This window comes from Thainema salinarum CENA647 (genome assembly GCF_057732415.1).
This window is the reverse complement of record NZ_JBYJZJ010000022.1, coordinates 988,528-1,005,049: the sequence shown is the minus strand read 5'-3', so window position 1 is coordinate 1,005,049 and position 16,522 is coordinate 988,528. Positions and strand designations below refer to the sequence as shown.

General features: G+C 51.0%; 13 protein-coding genes. 5 read left to right on the top strand and 8 right to left on the bottom strand.

The window, feature by feature from the left end; translation table 11 throughout:
- Positions 1-148: 148 nt before the first annotated feature.
- A protein-coding gene (locus tag AC286M_RS11205) for an IS630 family transposase (RefSeq protein ID WP_488204467.1) occupies positions 149-1,026 on the top strand; the annotation gives its coding sequence in 2 pieces (ribosomal slippage) (positions 149-478 and positions 481-1,026; 876 coding nt in all).
- A 497-nt stretch (positions 1,027-1,523) separates the two neighbouring features.
- On the opposite strand, the gene AC286M_RS11200 is transcribed toward AC286M_RS11205, so the two are convergent.
- Positions 1,524-1,949 (bottom strand): hypothetical protein, encoded by a 426-nt coding sequence (locus AC286M_RS11200; protein ID WP_488204466.1) that lies wholly within the window; start codon positions 1,947-1,949, stop codon positions 1,524-1,526.
- An 85-nt stretch (positions 1,950-2,034) separates the two neighbouring features.
- On the bottom strand, positions 2,035-3,075 hold the full coding sequence (locus AC286M_RS11195; protein ID WP_488204465.1) for a cysteine hydrolase family protein: 1,041 nt from the start codon (positions 3,073-3,075) through the stop codon (positions 2,035-2,037).
- A gap of 388 nt (positions 3,076-3,463) precedes the next feature.
- On the opposite strand from AC286M_RS11195, the gene AC286M_RS11190 reads away from it, so the two are divergent.
- Positions 3,464-4,444: an IS110 family RNA-guided transposase gene (locus tag AC286M_RS11190; RefSeq protein ID WP_488202946.1), complete on the top strand. Its 981-nt coding sequence runs from the start codon at positions 3,464-3,466 to the stop codon at positions 4,442-4,444.
- A 54-nt stretch (positions 4,445-4,498) separates the two neighbouring features.
- Here the strand turns inward: AC286M_RS11190 and AC286M_RS11185 are convergent, their stop codons facing one another.
- The 4 genes from AC286M_RS11185 to AC286M_RS11170 form a co-directional block, all read right to left on the bottom strand.
- Positions 4,499-6,436, bottom strand: coding sequence for a hypothetical protein (locus AC286M_RS11185; protein WP_488204464.1), 1,938 nt, complete (start codon positions 6,434-6,436; stop codon positions 4,499-4,501).
- A 469-nt stretch (positions 6,437-6,905) separates the two neighbouring features.
- Positions 6,906-7,682, bottom strand: a complete 777-nt coding sequence (locus tag AC286M_RS11180; RefSeq protein ID WP_488204463.1) for an ADP-ribosylglycohydrolase family protein — start codon at positions 7,680-7,682, stop codon at positions 6,906-6,908.
- A gap of 43 nt (positions 7,683-7,725) precedes the next feature.
- Positions 7,726-8,550, bottom strand: coding sequence for a protein phosphatase 2C domain-containing protein (locus AC286M_RS11175; RefSeq protein WP_488204462.1), 825 nt, complete (start codon positions 8,548-8,550; stop codon positions 7,726-7,728).
- 338 nt (positions 8,551-8,888) lie between these two features.
- Positions 8,889-9,710, bottom strand: coding sequence for a 3'-5' exonuclease (locus AC286M_RS11170; protein ID WP_488204461.1), 822 nt, complete (start codon positions 9,708-9,710; stop codon positions 8,889-8,891).
- A 148-nt stretch (positions 9,711-9,858) separates the two neighbouring features.
- Between AC286M_RS11170 and msrB the strand changes: the two genes are divergently transcribed.
- Positions 9,859-10,260, top strand: a complete 402-nt coding sequence (msrB, locus tag AC286M_RS11165; protein WP_488204460.1) for a peptide-methionine (R)-S-oxide reductase MsrB — start codon at positions 9,859-9,861, stop codon at positions 10,258-10,260.
- Between the two features lie 59 nt (positions 10,261-10,319).
- Here msrB and AC286M_RS11160 read toward each other — a convergent pair whose 3' ends face one another.
- Positions 10,320-13,853 carry an ATP-binding response regulator gene (locus tag AC286M_RS11160; RefSeq protein WP_488204459.1) on the bottom strand — a complete coding sequence of 1,178 codons (3,534 nt, stop codon included), beginning with the start codon at positions 13,851-13,853 and terminating at the stop codon, positions 10,320-10,322.
- A gap of 579 nt (positions 13,854-14,432) precedes the next feature.
- The gene (locus tag AC286M_RS11155; RefSeq protein WP_488204458.1) at positions 14,433-14,555 is read right to left on the bottom strand and encodes a hypothetical protein; all 123 of its coding nucleotides are present in this window, start codon (positions 14,553-14,555) and stop codon (positions 14,433-14,435) included.
- A 172-nt stretch (positions 14,556-14,727) separates the two neighbouring features.
- Here AC286M_RS11155 and AC286M_RS11150 point away from each other — a divergent pair, with 172 nt between their 5' ends.
- Together AC286M_RS11150 and kaiB are read left to right on the top strand one after the other, a co-directional pair.
- Positions 14,728-15,675, top strand: a complete 948-nt coding sequence (locus AC286M_RS11150) for a circadian clock protein KaiA (protein WP_488204457.1) — start codon at positions 14,728-14,730, stop codon at positions 15,673-15,675.
- Positions 15,676-15,967: 292 nt separating this feature from the next.
- The gene (kaiB, locus tag AC286M_RS11145) at positions 15,968-16,285 is read left to right on the top strand and encodes a circadian clock protein KaiB (RefSeq protein WP_488204456.1); all 318 of its coding nucleotides are present in this window, start codon (positions 15,968-15,970) and stop codon (positions 16,283-16,285) included.
- The last annotated feature ends 237 nt before the right edge of the window (positions 16,286-16,522 follow it).

The following is a 16,522-nucleotide window of genomic DNA, read 5'->3' as shown; positions in this document are numbered from 1 at the left end:
AAGAAAAAGTGCGATCGCCTCGACAAGCTGTGTATGAATTGAAGTGTTGTGGTTAGAAAGCTTAACTCGTTGAATATAAGCTTCTATAGCTGTATTCACTGATGTTAGGACATAAACTAGAGGTACCCTTCTCGCGTATGGTGTGGTGATGGCCAAACCCTATAGTGATGATTTTCGGCGCAAAGTGATTGAAGCCATTGAATTAGACGGTCTCAAGAAAAGTGAGGCCAGCCAACTGTTTCACATCAGCCGCAATACGATTAACTTGTGGTTGAAGCGCAAAGCTGAAACCGGAGATGTGAGTCCGAAAGCGAGAGTCGTCTCAGCTAACACCGCAAAAATCGGAGACTGGTCGAGGTTTCAAGAGTTTGTCAAAGCCCATCGTGATAAAACCCAGAGCGAACTAGCCGAGCTTTGGGAGGGGGACATCAGCCAACCCACGATTTCCAGGGCCCTGCAAACCATCCGACATTCTCGTAAAAAAAAACATATGGCTACGTCCAACGAGATGAAGCCAAACGAGCTGCCTTCATAGCTGAACTGGGCGATCCCAAAGCCAGCCATCTGGTGTATGTCGATGAATCTGGCATGGACGAGCGGGATAACTATGGCTATGGCTATGCTCCGGTCGGGGAACGCTGCTATGCCCTCAAGTCGGGGCACCGCTCTGGACGCATCAATATGATTGCCGGATATTGTGGCCAAGACCTCATCGCTCCGTTCACGGTTGAAGGAAGCTGCAACCGAACGGTGTTTGAACTGTGGCTAGAGACCTGCTTAATTCCCACGTTGTCTCCTCACCAGTGGGTCATTCTCGATAATGCGACGTTTCATCACGGGGGGCGCATTGCTCAGCTGATTGAAGCCGCAGGGTGTCATCTGGTTTATCTGCCTCCCTATTCGCCTGACCTTAATCGCATTGAGAAATGTTGGGCCTGGTTAAAGAGCCGCATTCGCAAACACCTAGCCCAATGTTCCAGTTTACGGGACGCTATGGAGTCTGTTCTCAAGCACACAGCGTCCTAACCTCAGTGAATGCAGCTATAAGAGTAGATTTGATTATTAGCGTTAGCTCAAATCAGACGTTCAAACCAAAGTTGTCATAAAAGCATGCTGAATTCATCTACGTAATAACACTTGGTTCCAATGATTAGATTTAAATCTACATTTTGATACCGTCCACGATGTACAAGCTCTAAAAATCAAACTTAACCAACTGAGCTAATGTGGATTTCTAACGCAGAATGGGCACTATGAAAAGGAAGATCATCCATAAACACAAAAAGTATGAAAGGATTGTTGGCAAAAACAGGTTTTGGGGGTTTAGGAGGAGTAAGTGGCTTTGGGCTATCCCAAATCTTGATTGCATTTGTTCCAATGGGCTTACCTACTGAGGTGTCATTCTGTACACTCGCGCTTACAGCAGGAGGTGCTATAACCTTCACTTTGGTAGCTTTCAAATATGACCGATGAAGTAGTGTCAGAATTGGGCAAAGCTCAAAGAGCTGAGAGTTTTAGAACTCTCAGCTCTTTGAGTTGATAAGTCCTGAAGACAAAATACGTTCTCCGCGCCATTTTAAAACTGCCCAAGCATAAGCTTTTTTGAGCATTAGCTGATCAACTTTTGCCCTCAGCTGTGTTAATTCTTGGCGTTCATCTTCAGCAAGAGCTGATTGCTGATTCTTTTCGAGCAAAAACTCATGGCGATGCTGTTGATCAATTGGAATAGTGGCATGAGCTATTGCTTGTAGTTGATCAACCGTAAATGTTTGCATAGTCAACAATTCAGCCTGTTGCTCAACTTCAACATGGTCAACAGAAGGTGGAAGATTACCCGATAGACTTTGAGTAATTACAACATCTAAAGATTGATGAGTGACTTCAGCTACTCGCCTTAACTGCTGTAGCAATAAATCTGGTAGCTCAATTGTTATTTTCTGAGTAGACATAGTACTAATCAAGTTGAGGCTGGGCTTGCGTCATGGGACAACCTCCGGAACCACTGATATTTTGGCATGGTGGGCGGTGTCCACCCTACAAATCGAGGTTGGGCCAGGAGGTGATGTCGTCGGTGGATTTGACGAGGTGCATTCCGGCGTTGGCAAAGCGTTGGAATGCTTGTTCGGCTTGGTCGGTGAAGTCTACGATGCCGGGGACAACGACCGGGGATGAGCAGTCTTCCAGGAGGTAAACCTTTTTGGCAAGAGTGGGATCTTTGGCATTGATTTCGTCCAGTAAATCTTGAATCGTCCAGGCGACACAGTGGCTTTTGGCTTGTCCTGCGATCGCAACTGCATCAAAGTCGAGCAGCTTTTGGATAAAGCGAGAGTTTTTCTGGGCAATGGGGCGACCGCTGGCGTCTTCAAGCACTTCAGGACGCAGTACCGAGTAGTTTTCAGTCAGGGGATTGCCGCCTTTGATTTCAAAATTGGTTTGGCTGTTGCGAGCGATGTTGTGGAAAAAGCAGGCTTCTTCCACAGCGGAAACCAGAGCGTGGCCAATGCCGCCCAGCATCGAGTGATAGGGCCAAATCGTCAGCGGATATTTGCCGTCAGTGTCTAGCTGTTCAACGTAGTGCAGGGCATAATTTTGCAGCGCCATATAGTTACCCTGGGCGAGACTATGTGCGATCGCAGGATTAACTTTCCATTTGCCTTGCTTAACATCATCGGCATGAATCATCATCATCGGGGCAGGATTTTCGCCTGCGTCATTCACCCAGAATTCAGCGTGGAAAATCTGCATGGCCGTGTGGGTGTCCATCGTCGGGGCGATTTCGGTCAGGAGGCCCAGGTTGCGGTAGATGAACTGGCAGAGGCGAATATTGTCTTCGACAGCGCCCATACCGGAACGGCCACCAACAAACAGTTCAAAATCAGGAATGCAGAACGTATTTTGCACATCGATCGCCATCAAGCAGATGCGCGTCTTATCCTTGGCGGCAGGGGTTAGGCCATGTTTTTTACTCCAGTCTTTAGCCTGAGCGGCACGCTCTTGGTAAGGCACACGCCAGACTTCGCCAACGGTTTGAGGGTCAAAGAAAGTGGGAATGGGGAGTTGGGTGAGGGTGGTCATGGTTGGTTCTCCGTGTCGGTGAATTAAGGGTTATGAAAGGTAAAAGGGAAAAGTGAGGCGAGAGGAGTAAGAAGTAAAAGGATAAGAAGTTTGGGGTTACAACAAAGTTGAAGGAACTGGGTCAGGAATTAAATATCTCTGGCTTTCTAGAAATTGGTACAAGCCAAGGAGGGTAAAGAAGTTTTGCGCCTCACTCCTCACTCCTTGTATGTTGAGAGAAGAGAGGTAGACCGACCCTCCTGAGATGCGAGACATCGTGCGAGAGCCAGGGTCGCCTCTCAACTTGATACCCCAAACTCGGATCATCGGCAGGGACAAAGAGATCCCGAATGACGCAAGGCTGAGTTGTGTGTATCGTCCATCTAGAATTCGCTACAAGGAGAGTACTATGTGCGCGCAATCAACCGACTCAAGGTCATCAGCCGTCAAGCAGTGGGTCGGCATTGATGTGTGTAAACGGTGGCTGGATGTTTATGTTAGACCGTCTGGAGAGAACTTCCGAGTGAGCAACAGCAGTGAGGGAATTGAGGATTTAACCCGTCGGTTGGCCAAGCCGTCGCAGGTGGGTCGCATCATCGTTGAAGCCACAGGTGGCTATGAGCGACACATCGCGCTTGCAGCACAGCAGCAGGGCTATGCACTAGCGGTGATCAACGCCAAGCAAGCTCGCAACTTTGCCAGAGCTGCCAATCAACTGGCTAAGACCGACCGAATCGATGCGGCGATCCTCGCCTGGTTTGGCGAAGCGATGCAGCCTCCGCTACGACCGTTGGCCAGTGAGGCTCACCAACAGTTACAGGATGCGGTGACCCGTCGCCGCCAATTAGTGGAGATGCTCACCATGGAGCGCAACCGTTTAGCTGGACTGCGAGGTCCCGCTCAGGAAGACGTTCAAGCCCATATCGACTGGCTCAAAGACCGCATCAGCGACCTTGACCAAGCGATTGATGAGCAAGTGGAACACAACCAACAGTGGCAGCAGCACCAGGCTCAACTGACCTCTGTTCCAGGTGTCGGTCAGGTGGTTGCCAACACCCTGTTGGCTCTGCTGCCGGAGCTAGGAACGCTCTCACACCGTCAAATTGCCGCTCTCGTTGGGGTGGCTCCGCTCAATCGCGATAGTGGGCAAAAGCGAGGGCAGCGCTCGATCTTTGGTGGCCGCAAACCCGTTCGGCAGATGCTCTACATGGCCACTCTAGTTGCAGTTCGTTACAACCCTGTCATCAAAGCCTTTTATGAGCGGCTGCAACAGCGTGGCAAGTTAGCCAAAGTCGCCCGCATTGCCGCTATGCACAAGCTGCTGACGATCCTCAATGCCATGCTCAAGCACGGCACGCACTGGCAACCACCGGAGGCTGCTATGACGTAATTGACCTCCTTTCGACTTGACTTTTAAGATAATCGCTCTCGCCTCACTTTCTTATCAGCTCATCTTCAAATGCTGAATATCATGGGCACGAACCGCGTAAAGTCCATCGGGGGCGGGGAGGAGTTGGGTACTGGTATCGACGAAGGGTTCGGTGTCGGGAAAGGTGCGGGTTTGGATCAGTTGACCGTTATAGACTTCAATGCGGATGATGCCGTCGTCAGTGGCGAGTAGGAGGAAGTGGGCGACGGGGCAGAAGGGGCAGGGGGCTTGGGCAATGGCAGATTGCCCGACCAGCATTAACCAGTGATCCGGTTGGGTGGAATCAACTGCGATCGCACTTCCTATAACCTGACCATCGCGGCGGATAACCATACAGTGGCGCTGGAGTTGGCCTTGTGTCTGTGTGATCAGAAACAGCCAGCCGTAGTCAGAACTGAAGGCACAGTTGGCGGCGATGAGCTGACCGCGCCAGGTGGGCAGTTGAACGCGATCGTTGAGGCCGGAACGGTCAAGATCAAAGACGAATGCGACAGTTAAATCGCCTGCCTGGTAGAAGCCGAAGCCAAAGGTGGAGCCGCACCAGATTTGAGTTCGTTCGGGCAAGACGGTTCCCATGACGGTTGCGCCTAAGCGGTCAGTGCGTAACATTTGCCCCTGCTGGAGCCAGACGACAGCGACTTCGGATGTACCGCTGGATAAAGGCTGAGTGTTGCGGGTATGCGTAGGTAAGGTTTCAAATTGTGCGATCGCACCAAAACTATCCACCGCTAGCCGCTGTACGACTTGGCCGGCCTGCAACACCATCACCTGTCCCGCTTGACTGACCAGGGTTTTATCACCCTGGATGCGCCAGCGCAGATTGGGCTGCAAATTACCCGTGGTTATGACAGAACCGTCCTCCCGTTGAAACTGCCCCTGTCGCCACAGCACCCACTGCAACTGGCCTGCGGCTACAGTCGCAAACTGAATCAATCCCTCGGTTTGTAGCAGGCGCGTCGCCGTTACCTGACCACGCACGACAGTGACCGAAACCACCGCTCCCGGTTGGGACTGGGCGCAGACCGGACAGTGCGATCGCGCATGTTCCGTATTGCAAATTGAACAGGTTGTCCAGCACAAGTTATCAAGCAACTGTCGAGGAAACTCGCCCCGCTGATCGCGTTCAAACACCGACTGAAAATAGTGCAGCAGCTCATCCGACAAACGGTCATAGGGCAGCGCAGGCTTGGGATACTTCACCTCCGGGTGAAACACCGTAATTCGATGCAGCGATCGCGCCGCCTGCGGCACCCGCCGACTAGCATCCTGGGGCTTGTAAATCCCACCAAACGGATCAACAAACAGCAGCGACTGCATCAGCATCACCGTAAACGCATACCAGTCCGACTGCTCCGTATGGGGGCGCTGCAACAGCGGCTGATTCGCCTGCGGGTCACAAAGCAGCGGATCGACAAACCGAGCCGTAAACATACCGCAGGTAAACGGCTCAAACTGAAACGAATCCGCATCAATCAGAAACGCCTCCGTCCCCCGCACCAGCACATTCAGGTCATTAAAATCGCCAATCACCACACCCGCAAAATGCAGCTTCGACACCGTATCGTGCAAATCCTGAAAAATCTGCACCACCCGTTGATGGGGAATCGCTTGCCGGAAATTGCGATCGCAAAACCGCAGCAGCGGCTCCATCCCCGTCAGCAACCGCATCGTATAGCCCACAATCTGCTGCCGATCATCCCGCACCCAATCCATCGGCACCACCACCCGCTCCGGCAAATTCCCCGGAAACAGCGGCAACTTCTGCTGATGCACCGCAATTCGATTCCGCGCCGCCTGCTGCTCCTGCACCTGCCCCCGAAAATCCGCATGATCCGGAGACTTAAACAGCTTTACCGCCTGCTGACGACCCAGCCGATACACCTCTGCCTCGCCACCCTTGCCGAGAAGCTGCTGAGGTTTGAGAGTGAGTTTTTTGTGATTGAGGAAGAGCATGGGAGTGAAGGGGTGGATAGGTAGGAAAGGGGAAGTGGGGGAGTGGGGAAGTGGGGAAGTGGGGAAGTGGGGGAGAAAGGGGGCTGTAGAGGGAATGAAGTGAGGCGAGAGGAGCGAGGAGTGAGGCGTAAAGCAGTAGAAAGATAGTAGAAGTGGAAAAGAAGAATGGGGGACAAGTTTATAGGTGTTGCAGTTGCTTGGCGTGGAACGCCAAGCTGGGACACAACAGATAACGCCCCTGCGACCTCACCGATGCGAAGCGCTGTAACACCACCCACCGATCACCTCGTCCGTAGGGGTCTGGGGCGGCGGAATGCCCCAGTGGGGGAGCCTGAGGGGGCTAGTCCCCTCAGAAGCAACGTTCATAACCATCAGAATTATTCTGACGAGGGTAAGGGCAGGTTTAAGCAAAACGTTAGCGATAAACCCATCAGTTAAGTGCAAAACCTGCCCCTACGGGAGGTCGCATCTATGCGCAAAATCGCCCCATAAACCTAACGGTAATTTCCTTCAAATCATCATCCAGATGACCCAAAACCTGAGTTGCGATCGCATCCGGCACACCGCCATAAAACGCCTGCGCCACGCCGCCCGTAATACAGGTCAACGTATCGCAATCACCGCCCAGCGACACCGCATTCCGAATCGCATCCTCAAAATCCATTGATGCCAAAAACGCCGTCATCGCCTCCGGCACCGTCCCTTGACAGGATTCATTAAACTCATAAGTCGGGCGAATCTCATCCAGCGATCGGCTCAAATCATAGCCAAACGTCTGTTCGATATAGGCTTTAATCTCAGATTTAGATTGACCTGTACGACTCAGAAACACCGCCGCCGCCGTCGCTTGCGCCCCCTTGATACCCTCTGGATGATCGTGCGTCACAACAGCCGTTTGCTTTGCCTCATGCAGCACCGTATCCAAATCATCAAACGCATAGCCAACCGCGCTCACCCGCATCGCCGAACCATTGCCCCAACTGTTGTAGGGCTGCGGATCATCCGACCAAATCCATTTCGAAAACCGAGCACCATAACTACCCGTCGGATTCGGATAGCGGCGAGCATAAGACTGAATCTTGTCCTGATAATCGCCATCGTGCAGAATGGCATCTGCGATCGCAATTGTCAAAATCGAATCATCAGTAATGCCACAGCCAGGAGAAAACAGTTTAAAATCCTTCGTTTTAATCGGACTGAATTCATAAACAGAACCAATTAGGTCACCTGAGATCGCACCAAGCATAGGTACCTCCTTTTGGGGTGGATGGGTGAGAGGTGGATAGTCTCTAAGCTTTACGCCGAATCACAATCAGCGTCGTATCATCCGGGAGCAAACCGCCGCGCCGATTGAGCGTAAGCGACTCCCAGTCCACCTGCACTGCTTCATAATTCATCATGGCTAGCTGACGATTGACCCGGAGTGGATTCTTGAAATAGCGGTCTTCTTGCCAAAACTGAGCAATCGGGCCAACTCGCTCCTCCTTCCCCGGCAGCAGTGAATCTCCCAGGGCCGCCAAGTCCAAAACGCCATCCGTACCGAGCAAAATTGACTGCACCTCGGCAGTTGCAACCTGATGATGCACCTGAAACCGCAAATCCTCCGGCGTCAGTCCTTCAACATAGTCTTGAATCAGACCATAGGCCAAATAGGGCGGAGCATTGTCCGGGAAAGGGCCAAGCGGAGTGAGTTCACCATTCAGTGCGATCGCACCATCACCAATGGAAAAGATCCAGGTTTGCGCGGGTGTGATCAGTGCCCCAACAGTCGTGAACAGAAAGTAATCTCGCAACGTATGCAGATATTCACTGCCCATTGCCGAAATCCAATCATGAATCTGCAGTAGCACCATCTGCCGCACCTGCATCCAAAACTCCGCCTCGGTAGCAGGATTCAGCCGCTTCAACACCGAGAGGAAAGCCTGGGCTACCAGCTGAGCCCCAACCTTCGCTCCCACTTCGCTATGGGCACCACTGCCGCAACCATCACAAACCAGCGCCACGATTACCTCTTTAGCCACCAGCCAGTGATAGGCATCTTGATTATTGCGGCCTATCCGCCGATGCTCCCATCCGAGAACAGAACCGCCAATAATTTCAAACTGGTTATCCATAGCCTTCGTGTTCAATATACACCAAGTGTAAGTGTTGAATATACACAATGTCAAGAACGTCCTCAACATTGCTGCAAATATCCAAGTCCGTGTATAAGAACCCAATTTCTTTTCTGTGAAAGCTTGGTTCAGCCCAGCTTTCACAGAAAAGAAACCATCGGGTTTTAACCGAACCTCAGATGAGAACAGACAAAACCTATAAACATTAAGCACCACATACAAGGACTTACAACCTAAGTCCCATCCACCTTATAGCGCCTCTTTAAATATTTTTAGACAATCAAGAAATAAAAAGTGAACGTTTAACGTCCTAATCCACCTCCAACCCCATTCCCAACCTACCCTCCCACCAACTGCTCCTCCCCAGACGCAGCCAGCCCCTCCTGCCGCTGCCAATAAAACTGCTCAATATCCTGCCGCCGATACATCGGCGCTTTGCGGCGACGAGAAGATCGAGTCGGCACACCAGCCGCTTCAAGCATGGCCTTTGCCCTACGGCGAGAGCAGCCAAACAGAGGCGTAACCATTTGAATCGGCAGCCATTCTTGCCCAATACAGTCCAAGAGGGTCTGCTCATTGTCGTTCTGAATACGGGTGAGCAGGTGCTGTGCAAGGTACCAGCAGGCTAGCGTGTCAGCAGCAGCGCGATGGGATTTGGCAATTGGGAACTGGAAATGTTGAACGAGATCGGGCAAGCTGCGGGAAGGCAAATCAGCCAACATCAGCCGAGCAAGGCGTACAGTACAAAAAAGATCAGCGTCATCACGGTGATAAGCCAGTTGAAGCCGACTATATTCGGCCTGCAAAAAGCTGTAGTCAAACTGAATATTGTGAGCCGTAAGAATGCCATTGGAGAGCAAGGGCAATAAGCTAGGCCAAATCTGCTCCGGCGTAGCGGCATTGGTCAACATAGCAGGGGTAATGCCCGTAAACTGGACAATTCGTTCTGGGATGGTTACACCGGGTTGAAGCAGGTGGGTTTGCTGATCCAGAATGCCGTCTCGCAAATTGGTGCGCAGAACTGAGATCTCAATCACGCGGTGGTGGGGCGGACGCGAACCCGTAGTTTCGACATCGATAACGGTTAAGTCCTGCTGACTCAGCCAGCGGTAATGACCAAGCAAATCGGTTGAGAAGCGGAACGTGGGCAAAGGACTCATAAAAATCTAAGCTATCAGCGACGGAATTTTAAGCTATCAGCGGCAACATGTAGAGCATTCGGTAGATTGCTGGTGGAAACCCGCACCTGATTTCGCCATAACATTTCGTTACGATAAACATTACAGACGGAGATACTAACCAAACATTATGGAAACCAAGCTTCAAAAATCAGACTCTGAATGGAAAGAGCAGCTCACGCCTGAGCAGTACAAGGTAACACGCAAAAAAGGAACCGAGCGGGCTTTCACCGGCAAGTATCACGATAATAAGGAATCGGGTACTTATAAGTGCGTCTGCTGCGGTACTCCTTTGTTTAGCTCAGAGACAAAGTTTGATTCTGGCACGGGCTGGCCGAGCTTCTGGGCTCCGGTTGAAGGCGAAAACGTGGCGGAAGAGACTGACAACAGCTTTTTCATGCGCCGCACCGAGGTGCTATGTGCCAAATGTGATGCGCATTTAGGGCACGTTTTCCCGGATGGCCCTCAGCCAACGGGCTTACGCTACTGCATCAACTCGGCATCCCTCGACTTTGATGCCAAAGCAGAATAGTAGCAGCATTCTAAACCCCAGAATAGGATTAGCCGGTACGCAATGCGTATCGGCTAATCCTATTCTGGGGTTTTATTATGAATTGTTTCGGCATCATTTGGAACTGATTGAGTTCCGTAACCGTGACTCAAGAGCTGATGAATTTGATTGAGCAACTCTCGCACCGGGATGGAAGCCGGTACGATCATCTGACAAAGACGACGCAGCTCGGTCAAGCTTTCCTGTCCTTCTTGGTCAGATGCGATCGCAGAACTCATGATGGCCAAAATCAGCGGACAGTTTTTGCTCTGTCGGAATTGGCTCAGTTTATGCAGCAGATTGGATTGGCTCCAGTTGGGCTGAAGTGAAATTAGCAGCAGATCGGTAGTGTGATGATAAACCTGCTGCTCCACGGACTGCCAAGTTTGACCAATTTGAGCCTGAATGCCTGAGGCTTGCAAATAATGGGCCAGGGTGACCAAACCTTTAGCCGCATCGATTTTTGCCGCATGAGTTGGGCTAGCGGTATTGGGATGAACGGTGCGATCGCGACCTGAATGTTCAGTCACATCCTTAACAGAATCTGGTTGGCTAGCGCTGAGCATTGCGGGATCAAGCAGAGAAATATGGGGCTGATGGGTCAGTCCGACAGCGGTTTGAATCGTTCGCAATAGGGCTTTGCCGTCCAAATGAACCGAAATGGAAGTTGCGATCGCATTGGGCTGATAGGGGAACAGCCGCAGTTGGGGCACCTGATCGATTACCGTGGCAAACTCTGGCGTCAGCGGCACAATTGGCAGCGTAGACAGAAATTCGTGGTCGCTGAGCTGCTGTAGGTAGACCAGCGGATCAACCGACAGCGTACCAATCAGCAGCACATTGGGTTTCCAGACCCGCGCTAGCATTTCAGCTTGATCTAGATCATCCGCCTCCAGCACGTGGCAGTGGTGGGTATGAAGCAACTGATTGAGCTGACCGCTGAGCGACGTTGGATAGGCCGCCGGATTGGTCAGCGTCAAGTCTGCCCCCAGATACAGCGCGGTAATTCCCTGTAGATTGTTCAGGCTCTCGTTCGGCTCCTCCGGTTCCTCCAGCCGATCGAGCACAGTTTGCAACAGAGTCGTTTGCACAGGCAGCGTGAGGAAGCTATCCGCTCCGCAAGCGATCGCCTGTTCCTCTTCCACAGGTGTCCCGGTCATGATTACGGGTAGCCGACAGGTATCTTCATCTGTCTTAAGCAGCGTCAGCAGATCCCAACCGGACAGCATCGGCAACAGTGGATTCACAAAAATGGCGCACGGCTGTAAGCGACGAATTTTTTCCAGAGCTTCTGGGCCAGATCGTGCGATCGCAACTCGATAGCCCAACTGGGCCACTTTCTCATGCAGGTCTTCTAAAAATCGCGGCACGGCTTCCACAATCAGCACTAGCCGATTAGGCGACGGTTGATGAATCGCCATCGCCAAGTCCAGGTTGAGATTGAGCTGCTCCTGAGGTGGTGCAGGCGGCAGCAGCAGCGTAAACTCGCTGCCCTCGCCCTCGGTAGACGTAAACGTCACATCTCCCCCATGCAGCCGCGCCAGCCGCTGGGTTAAAACCAATCCCAATCCGGTGCCACCGACCTGACGAGTCAGAGGATTCTCAAGCTGCTGAAACTTCTGAAAAATCAGATGCTGCTTTTTCTGAGGAATGCCAATTCCCGTATCCCAAACCGTAAAAGCAATCCAGCCGTCCCATAGCCGAACTCTCAGCCCAGTCTGATCGCCAAGTTCCGTAAACTTCAGCGCGTTGCTCAATAGGTGAGTCAACATCTGCTGGAGCCGCAGCTCATCGGCATACATGGTGTGAATTTTGGGATCAATGTCGAGGATGATCTGTTGCGATCGCGCACTGCCGGTTTCTGCCTCTAAGGACGTAGCAGCCGCTGGATCAGACTGGCCCACAGGAGGCGCGGAGGATGCCGATGTTGAACTTTGTGGAGCGACAAGCTGCACCATACTGTAAGCTTGCCGAATTGCCTTGTCACAAACCGTTCGCAGCGTAATCGGCACAAAATTTAAGTCAAGCTGTCCTGTCTCAATCCGCGTCAAATCGAGAATGTCATTCACAATCGCCATCAGATGACGACTGCTTTCATGAATCAAATGGGTATAGCGAGCCTGTCGCTGGTTCAACTGCCCCAAAGCCTGATTCTTCAACAGATGCGACAGACCCAGCACAGCCGTCAACGGCGTTTTCAGCTCATGGCTAATGCAGGCCAAAAACTCGTCCTTAAACCGATTGAGCTGTACCAAATCAGCATTCTTGGCCGCAAGTTCTTGGCTCAACTGCCGCTGAGTCGTCGTATCCTGCGCCACCACGAGCCAGACCCGCTCCGATAGAAGTGCGTTCGAAAGCGGCAGCAATTCTGTCTCATTTACGATCTGATGGTGCTGTTGCACCTGGGAATCGCCGATTTGAGTAGCTAAGGGGGGAGGCAACACAGTAGAGGACGCCAAAGCAGCTGATATCAGCGGCATCTGATCCGCTACTGTCAGGAGCTGCTGCGCCGAAAAGCCCAAATCGATCCGCACGAATCGCCAAACATGCACCTCGCCATCTTGATTAAGGCAGGCGCACAGGTGAGTATTAGTTTCGGCTTCCAATTGGCAATAGCCCACGGGCAAGCCGTCAGGGATCTGGCGGGCAGTAGCAGACCCTGCGGTCATGCTAGTCGTGCTGCTAGTGGTACTGCTAGTGGTCAGAAATGTCCGCTCCGGCTCCGGCATCGATGTAGAACGAGTTGGTTTAGCGGTCGATGACGGCTGGACAGGTTGGGATAAGTGGATGCCGGATGAATCGTCCGCTCGCTGATCAGATCGCGTTGAGGGACGATGCTCGGGTGAGTTAGAAAACTGGGGCGACGGAATGGCCTCTGGATGAATTGCTGCCGCATAGGTGACATCGCCAACTTGCGATCGCCAAATTCGGTTCCGCTTGAGTACCTGCCCATGCTCAGTTTGCAGCATGAGCGGAATGGGGACACGGTCAAAGATCTGTACCCACGGCTCGTGGTCGCTGAGGGCTTCGAGCGCCTCAGTTTGTAACGAGATTGACTCATAGCCAATCGGTAGCGGCTGCGAAGCCTGCCGTGCTTTGACTTGTCCAGACGAACGCTTGGGCGGCAACCAGGACGGCTGATTGAGTTCAGCGCGGGTTGATTGGATCAACCGCGTGAGATTTACCAGCCCCAAATAGTGATCATTCTGATCCACCACGGCCAAATGGGCCGTATCAGGCGGCAGGTCGTGAATCGGCAGTTGGCTAATCGGTAAGGCCACCGAAACCACCGTAACTGGCTGAATCAAGTTTGGTTGAGCCTGAGTGGCGATAAACTGCTCAAGAGTAATATGCCAATCGCTGAACGACGGCAGGTGATTGATCAGCCATGTGACCAAGGACAGGGGGCGGATGGTGCCAATCGGGTAATGATCAGCATCTAGAATGACAACCGTATTAAAGGCGGAGTTTTGCACTCCGTCGGATTGCAGCCATTGAAAAACCTGCTCCAAACAGTCATGCCGATAGCAGCTTGGAACGGGTTCAATAAATTGCCGTAGGTTGGGCAATGTCATAGCAGTTGTCAATCTAGCCCCAGAACATCCAGACGGTTATTAATTCCGCCAGTGAATTAGAAATTAGATTTAGATAAGCAGCTTAGATTAGGCGAATCATTGACGTGCATTAGGCAGCGCACCAGATAGAGTTGAGATCGCAGGATCCCCTCACTGCGACTTGTCAGTTTACTTCAGCTCACCACCTAGAGATTTCACGACCTAGAGAACCACTTCGAGCAGCGCGATCTAGACCCGACTTGTTATCTAAGACTCGTCATCTAACACTCGCCATCTAACACTATCGATTCATCTGATTAAGCGCAGTTAAATATCGATCAGATTAAGCAGATTAAGTTAGATTAAGCAGATCTAGCCTAGCTCTAGCCGATATATACTTCCGCTGCTCACAGACAAGCCCATGAAAACTATTACTACCCGTTTATCCTAATCCTGCTTGCCATCCTTGTCAGATATTTGCCAGATAGACTTAAACCTTATTCAAATCCCGATAGGTTGTTTAAGCATCCGTAGATAACGTATTCCCAGCGGAGCGTTAGAAAACTGGCTTGAGCTTTGCTACCTACCCTATGGAAACACCTAGATAACTAAATCGCCCAGAAACAGTAGAACATTTAAGAATCCAGCCTCCCGTGAGGACTCCCATCGATTTTGCCGTTGCCGCAGCAGACACAACGGCGCATCTCGGGTGCAGCGTAGCATGTGGGCACCTCTCCACCTTTAAATCAGGATTCAATCTGACTCGCGCTCCAGATTGGCAGAGTTTTCCGACTACAATGAATATTAAATAATTCTGTATTTACTCCAAGATCGTTTCATCTAGACTAGATGTGCCGCGATCGCGGAATCTGTCTACGTTAGGTTTTGTAAGATTTTGTCATCTAAGCTCTCACTATGCATTTTTATTTACTCTGATGCGCTCTCTCAGTTGTTAATTGAGCATCTTGACCATCAGCGACATACGTTGGACTTCATAGGGTCTCAGTCGGAACTGATGGGTCTAACGGAGGACAACTTACATCATATTGACTGCTTAGTACTAGAAAACTCTCCTGATTTGTTGGCGTTGTTGAGCGACCTCAAGGCACGTCACGTACTCTTGCCGATCGTGGTGTTGAACGTTCAAGCAGATGCCCGAATAGCTCAAACATCCGACTATGAAAATGCCCGATCCAATCAAAGCTCCAGCACCGATGTCAGTACCCACGCTCGCCCCAGTTCGCAGACCACAAATCCGACCGTTGAGACATTACGCACCCACTATCACGATGGTTTGCTGCTGATTCAGCAATTAGAACCGCAATCACTGGAGGCGGGCATCCATCGGGCAATCGACCAGTTTCTAGATTTGCCCTCTAGCCAACTGTTGCCTCATCTCAGCGCTAGCTTAGGCGCAACACAGCAAACGTCCCTGGTTCTACAACAACGACGTCTAGCTTCTAAATTGAAGGAGCGGCTTGGTTATCTTGGTGTGTACTACAAACGAAATCCCCAGTATTTCCTGCGACATATGAGTCCCGATGAACGCCAAGAGTTCTTGTCAGATCTCAGTCGGCGTTATCGTGAGATCGTATTGACCTATTTTTCTGACAGCGAAAAGACGAATCAGCATATCGATGAGTATATCAACACGGCCTTCTTTGCAGATGTGTCAGTTTCTCAGATCGTCGAAATTCATATGGAGCTGATGGACGAATTCTCGAAACAGCTCCAGCTAGAGGGCCGCAGCGAGGAAATTTTGATGGATTATCGGCTAACGCTGATTGATGTGATTGCCCACCTCTGTGAGATGTACCGACGGTCAATTCCGCGCGAGTCCTAATCACGAGCTGGTGATAACCTGGCGATAACGGCGGTAACAATGAACCCGCATGCAAGCCTGATGAATTAGGATGATCTGCGGATTAGGATAATCTGCGATCGCAACCTTTCGTCATCACTCATCATCATCGGAAGTCAAGCTCATCAATCAAGTTTTTAGAGCAATCCGTAAAAGACCCTAACGCTTCGCGAGATTACTCGTGGAAAGCGTCTACATTGAGTGAATAAATTGAGTGAATGATATTCTGTCACGATTTCTAACTAGTCACATCGATTATCCGTGCTGCCAAACTATGAATACTCTGAAAAAAACCTACGTGCTGAAGCTTTATGTGGCAGGCAATACGCCCAACTCGATTCGGGCACTCAAAACACTCAACAACATTCTGGAACAGGAGTTTCAGGGTGTCTATGCGTTGAAAGTAATTGATGTGTTGAAAAATCCCCAGCTTGCAGAAGAAGACAAAATCCTCGCGACACCGACCCTATCCAAAATTCTGCCGCCACCCGTCCGCAAAATTATTGGCGACCTATCTGACCGCGAACGAGTCCTCATCGGCCTCGACCTGCTCTATGAAGAACTGCGTGACGATGAAGCAAACGAGCTATAGCAGTCTAGATGAAAATTATTCAGTTGCTAAAAACTCGGTTATCGATCCAGATTCGCACCAAATCGTGTTCCAATGGGTATTGGCATGGCCTTTGACCTATCATGAGATTCGGCCAAGATGAATTCTGCCAATCTGCTTAACTATTTGCTAGATCAATAGATTGTTGCACCAGTGTTTGCGCTCACTTAACATTTGTTGACGAGACATCCAAAACATGGGCATGATTTGCCTTGATTA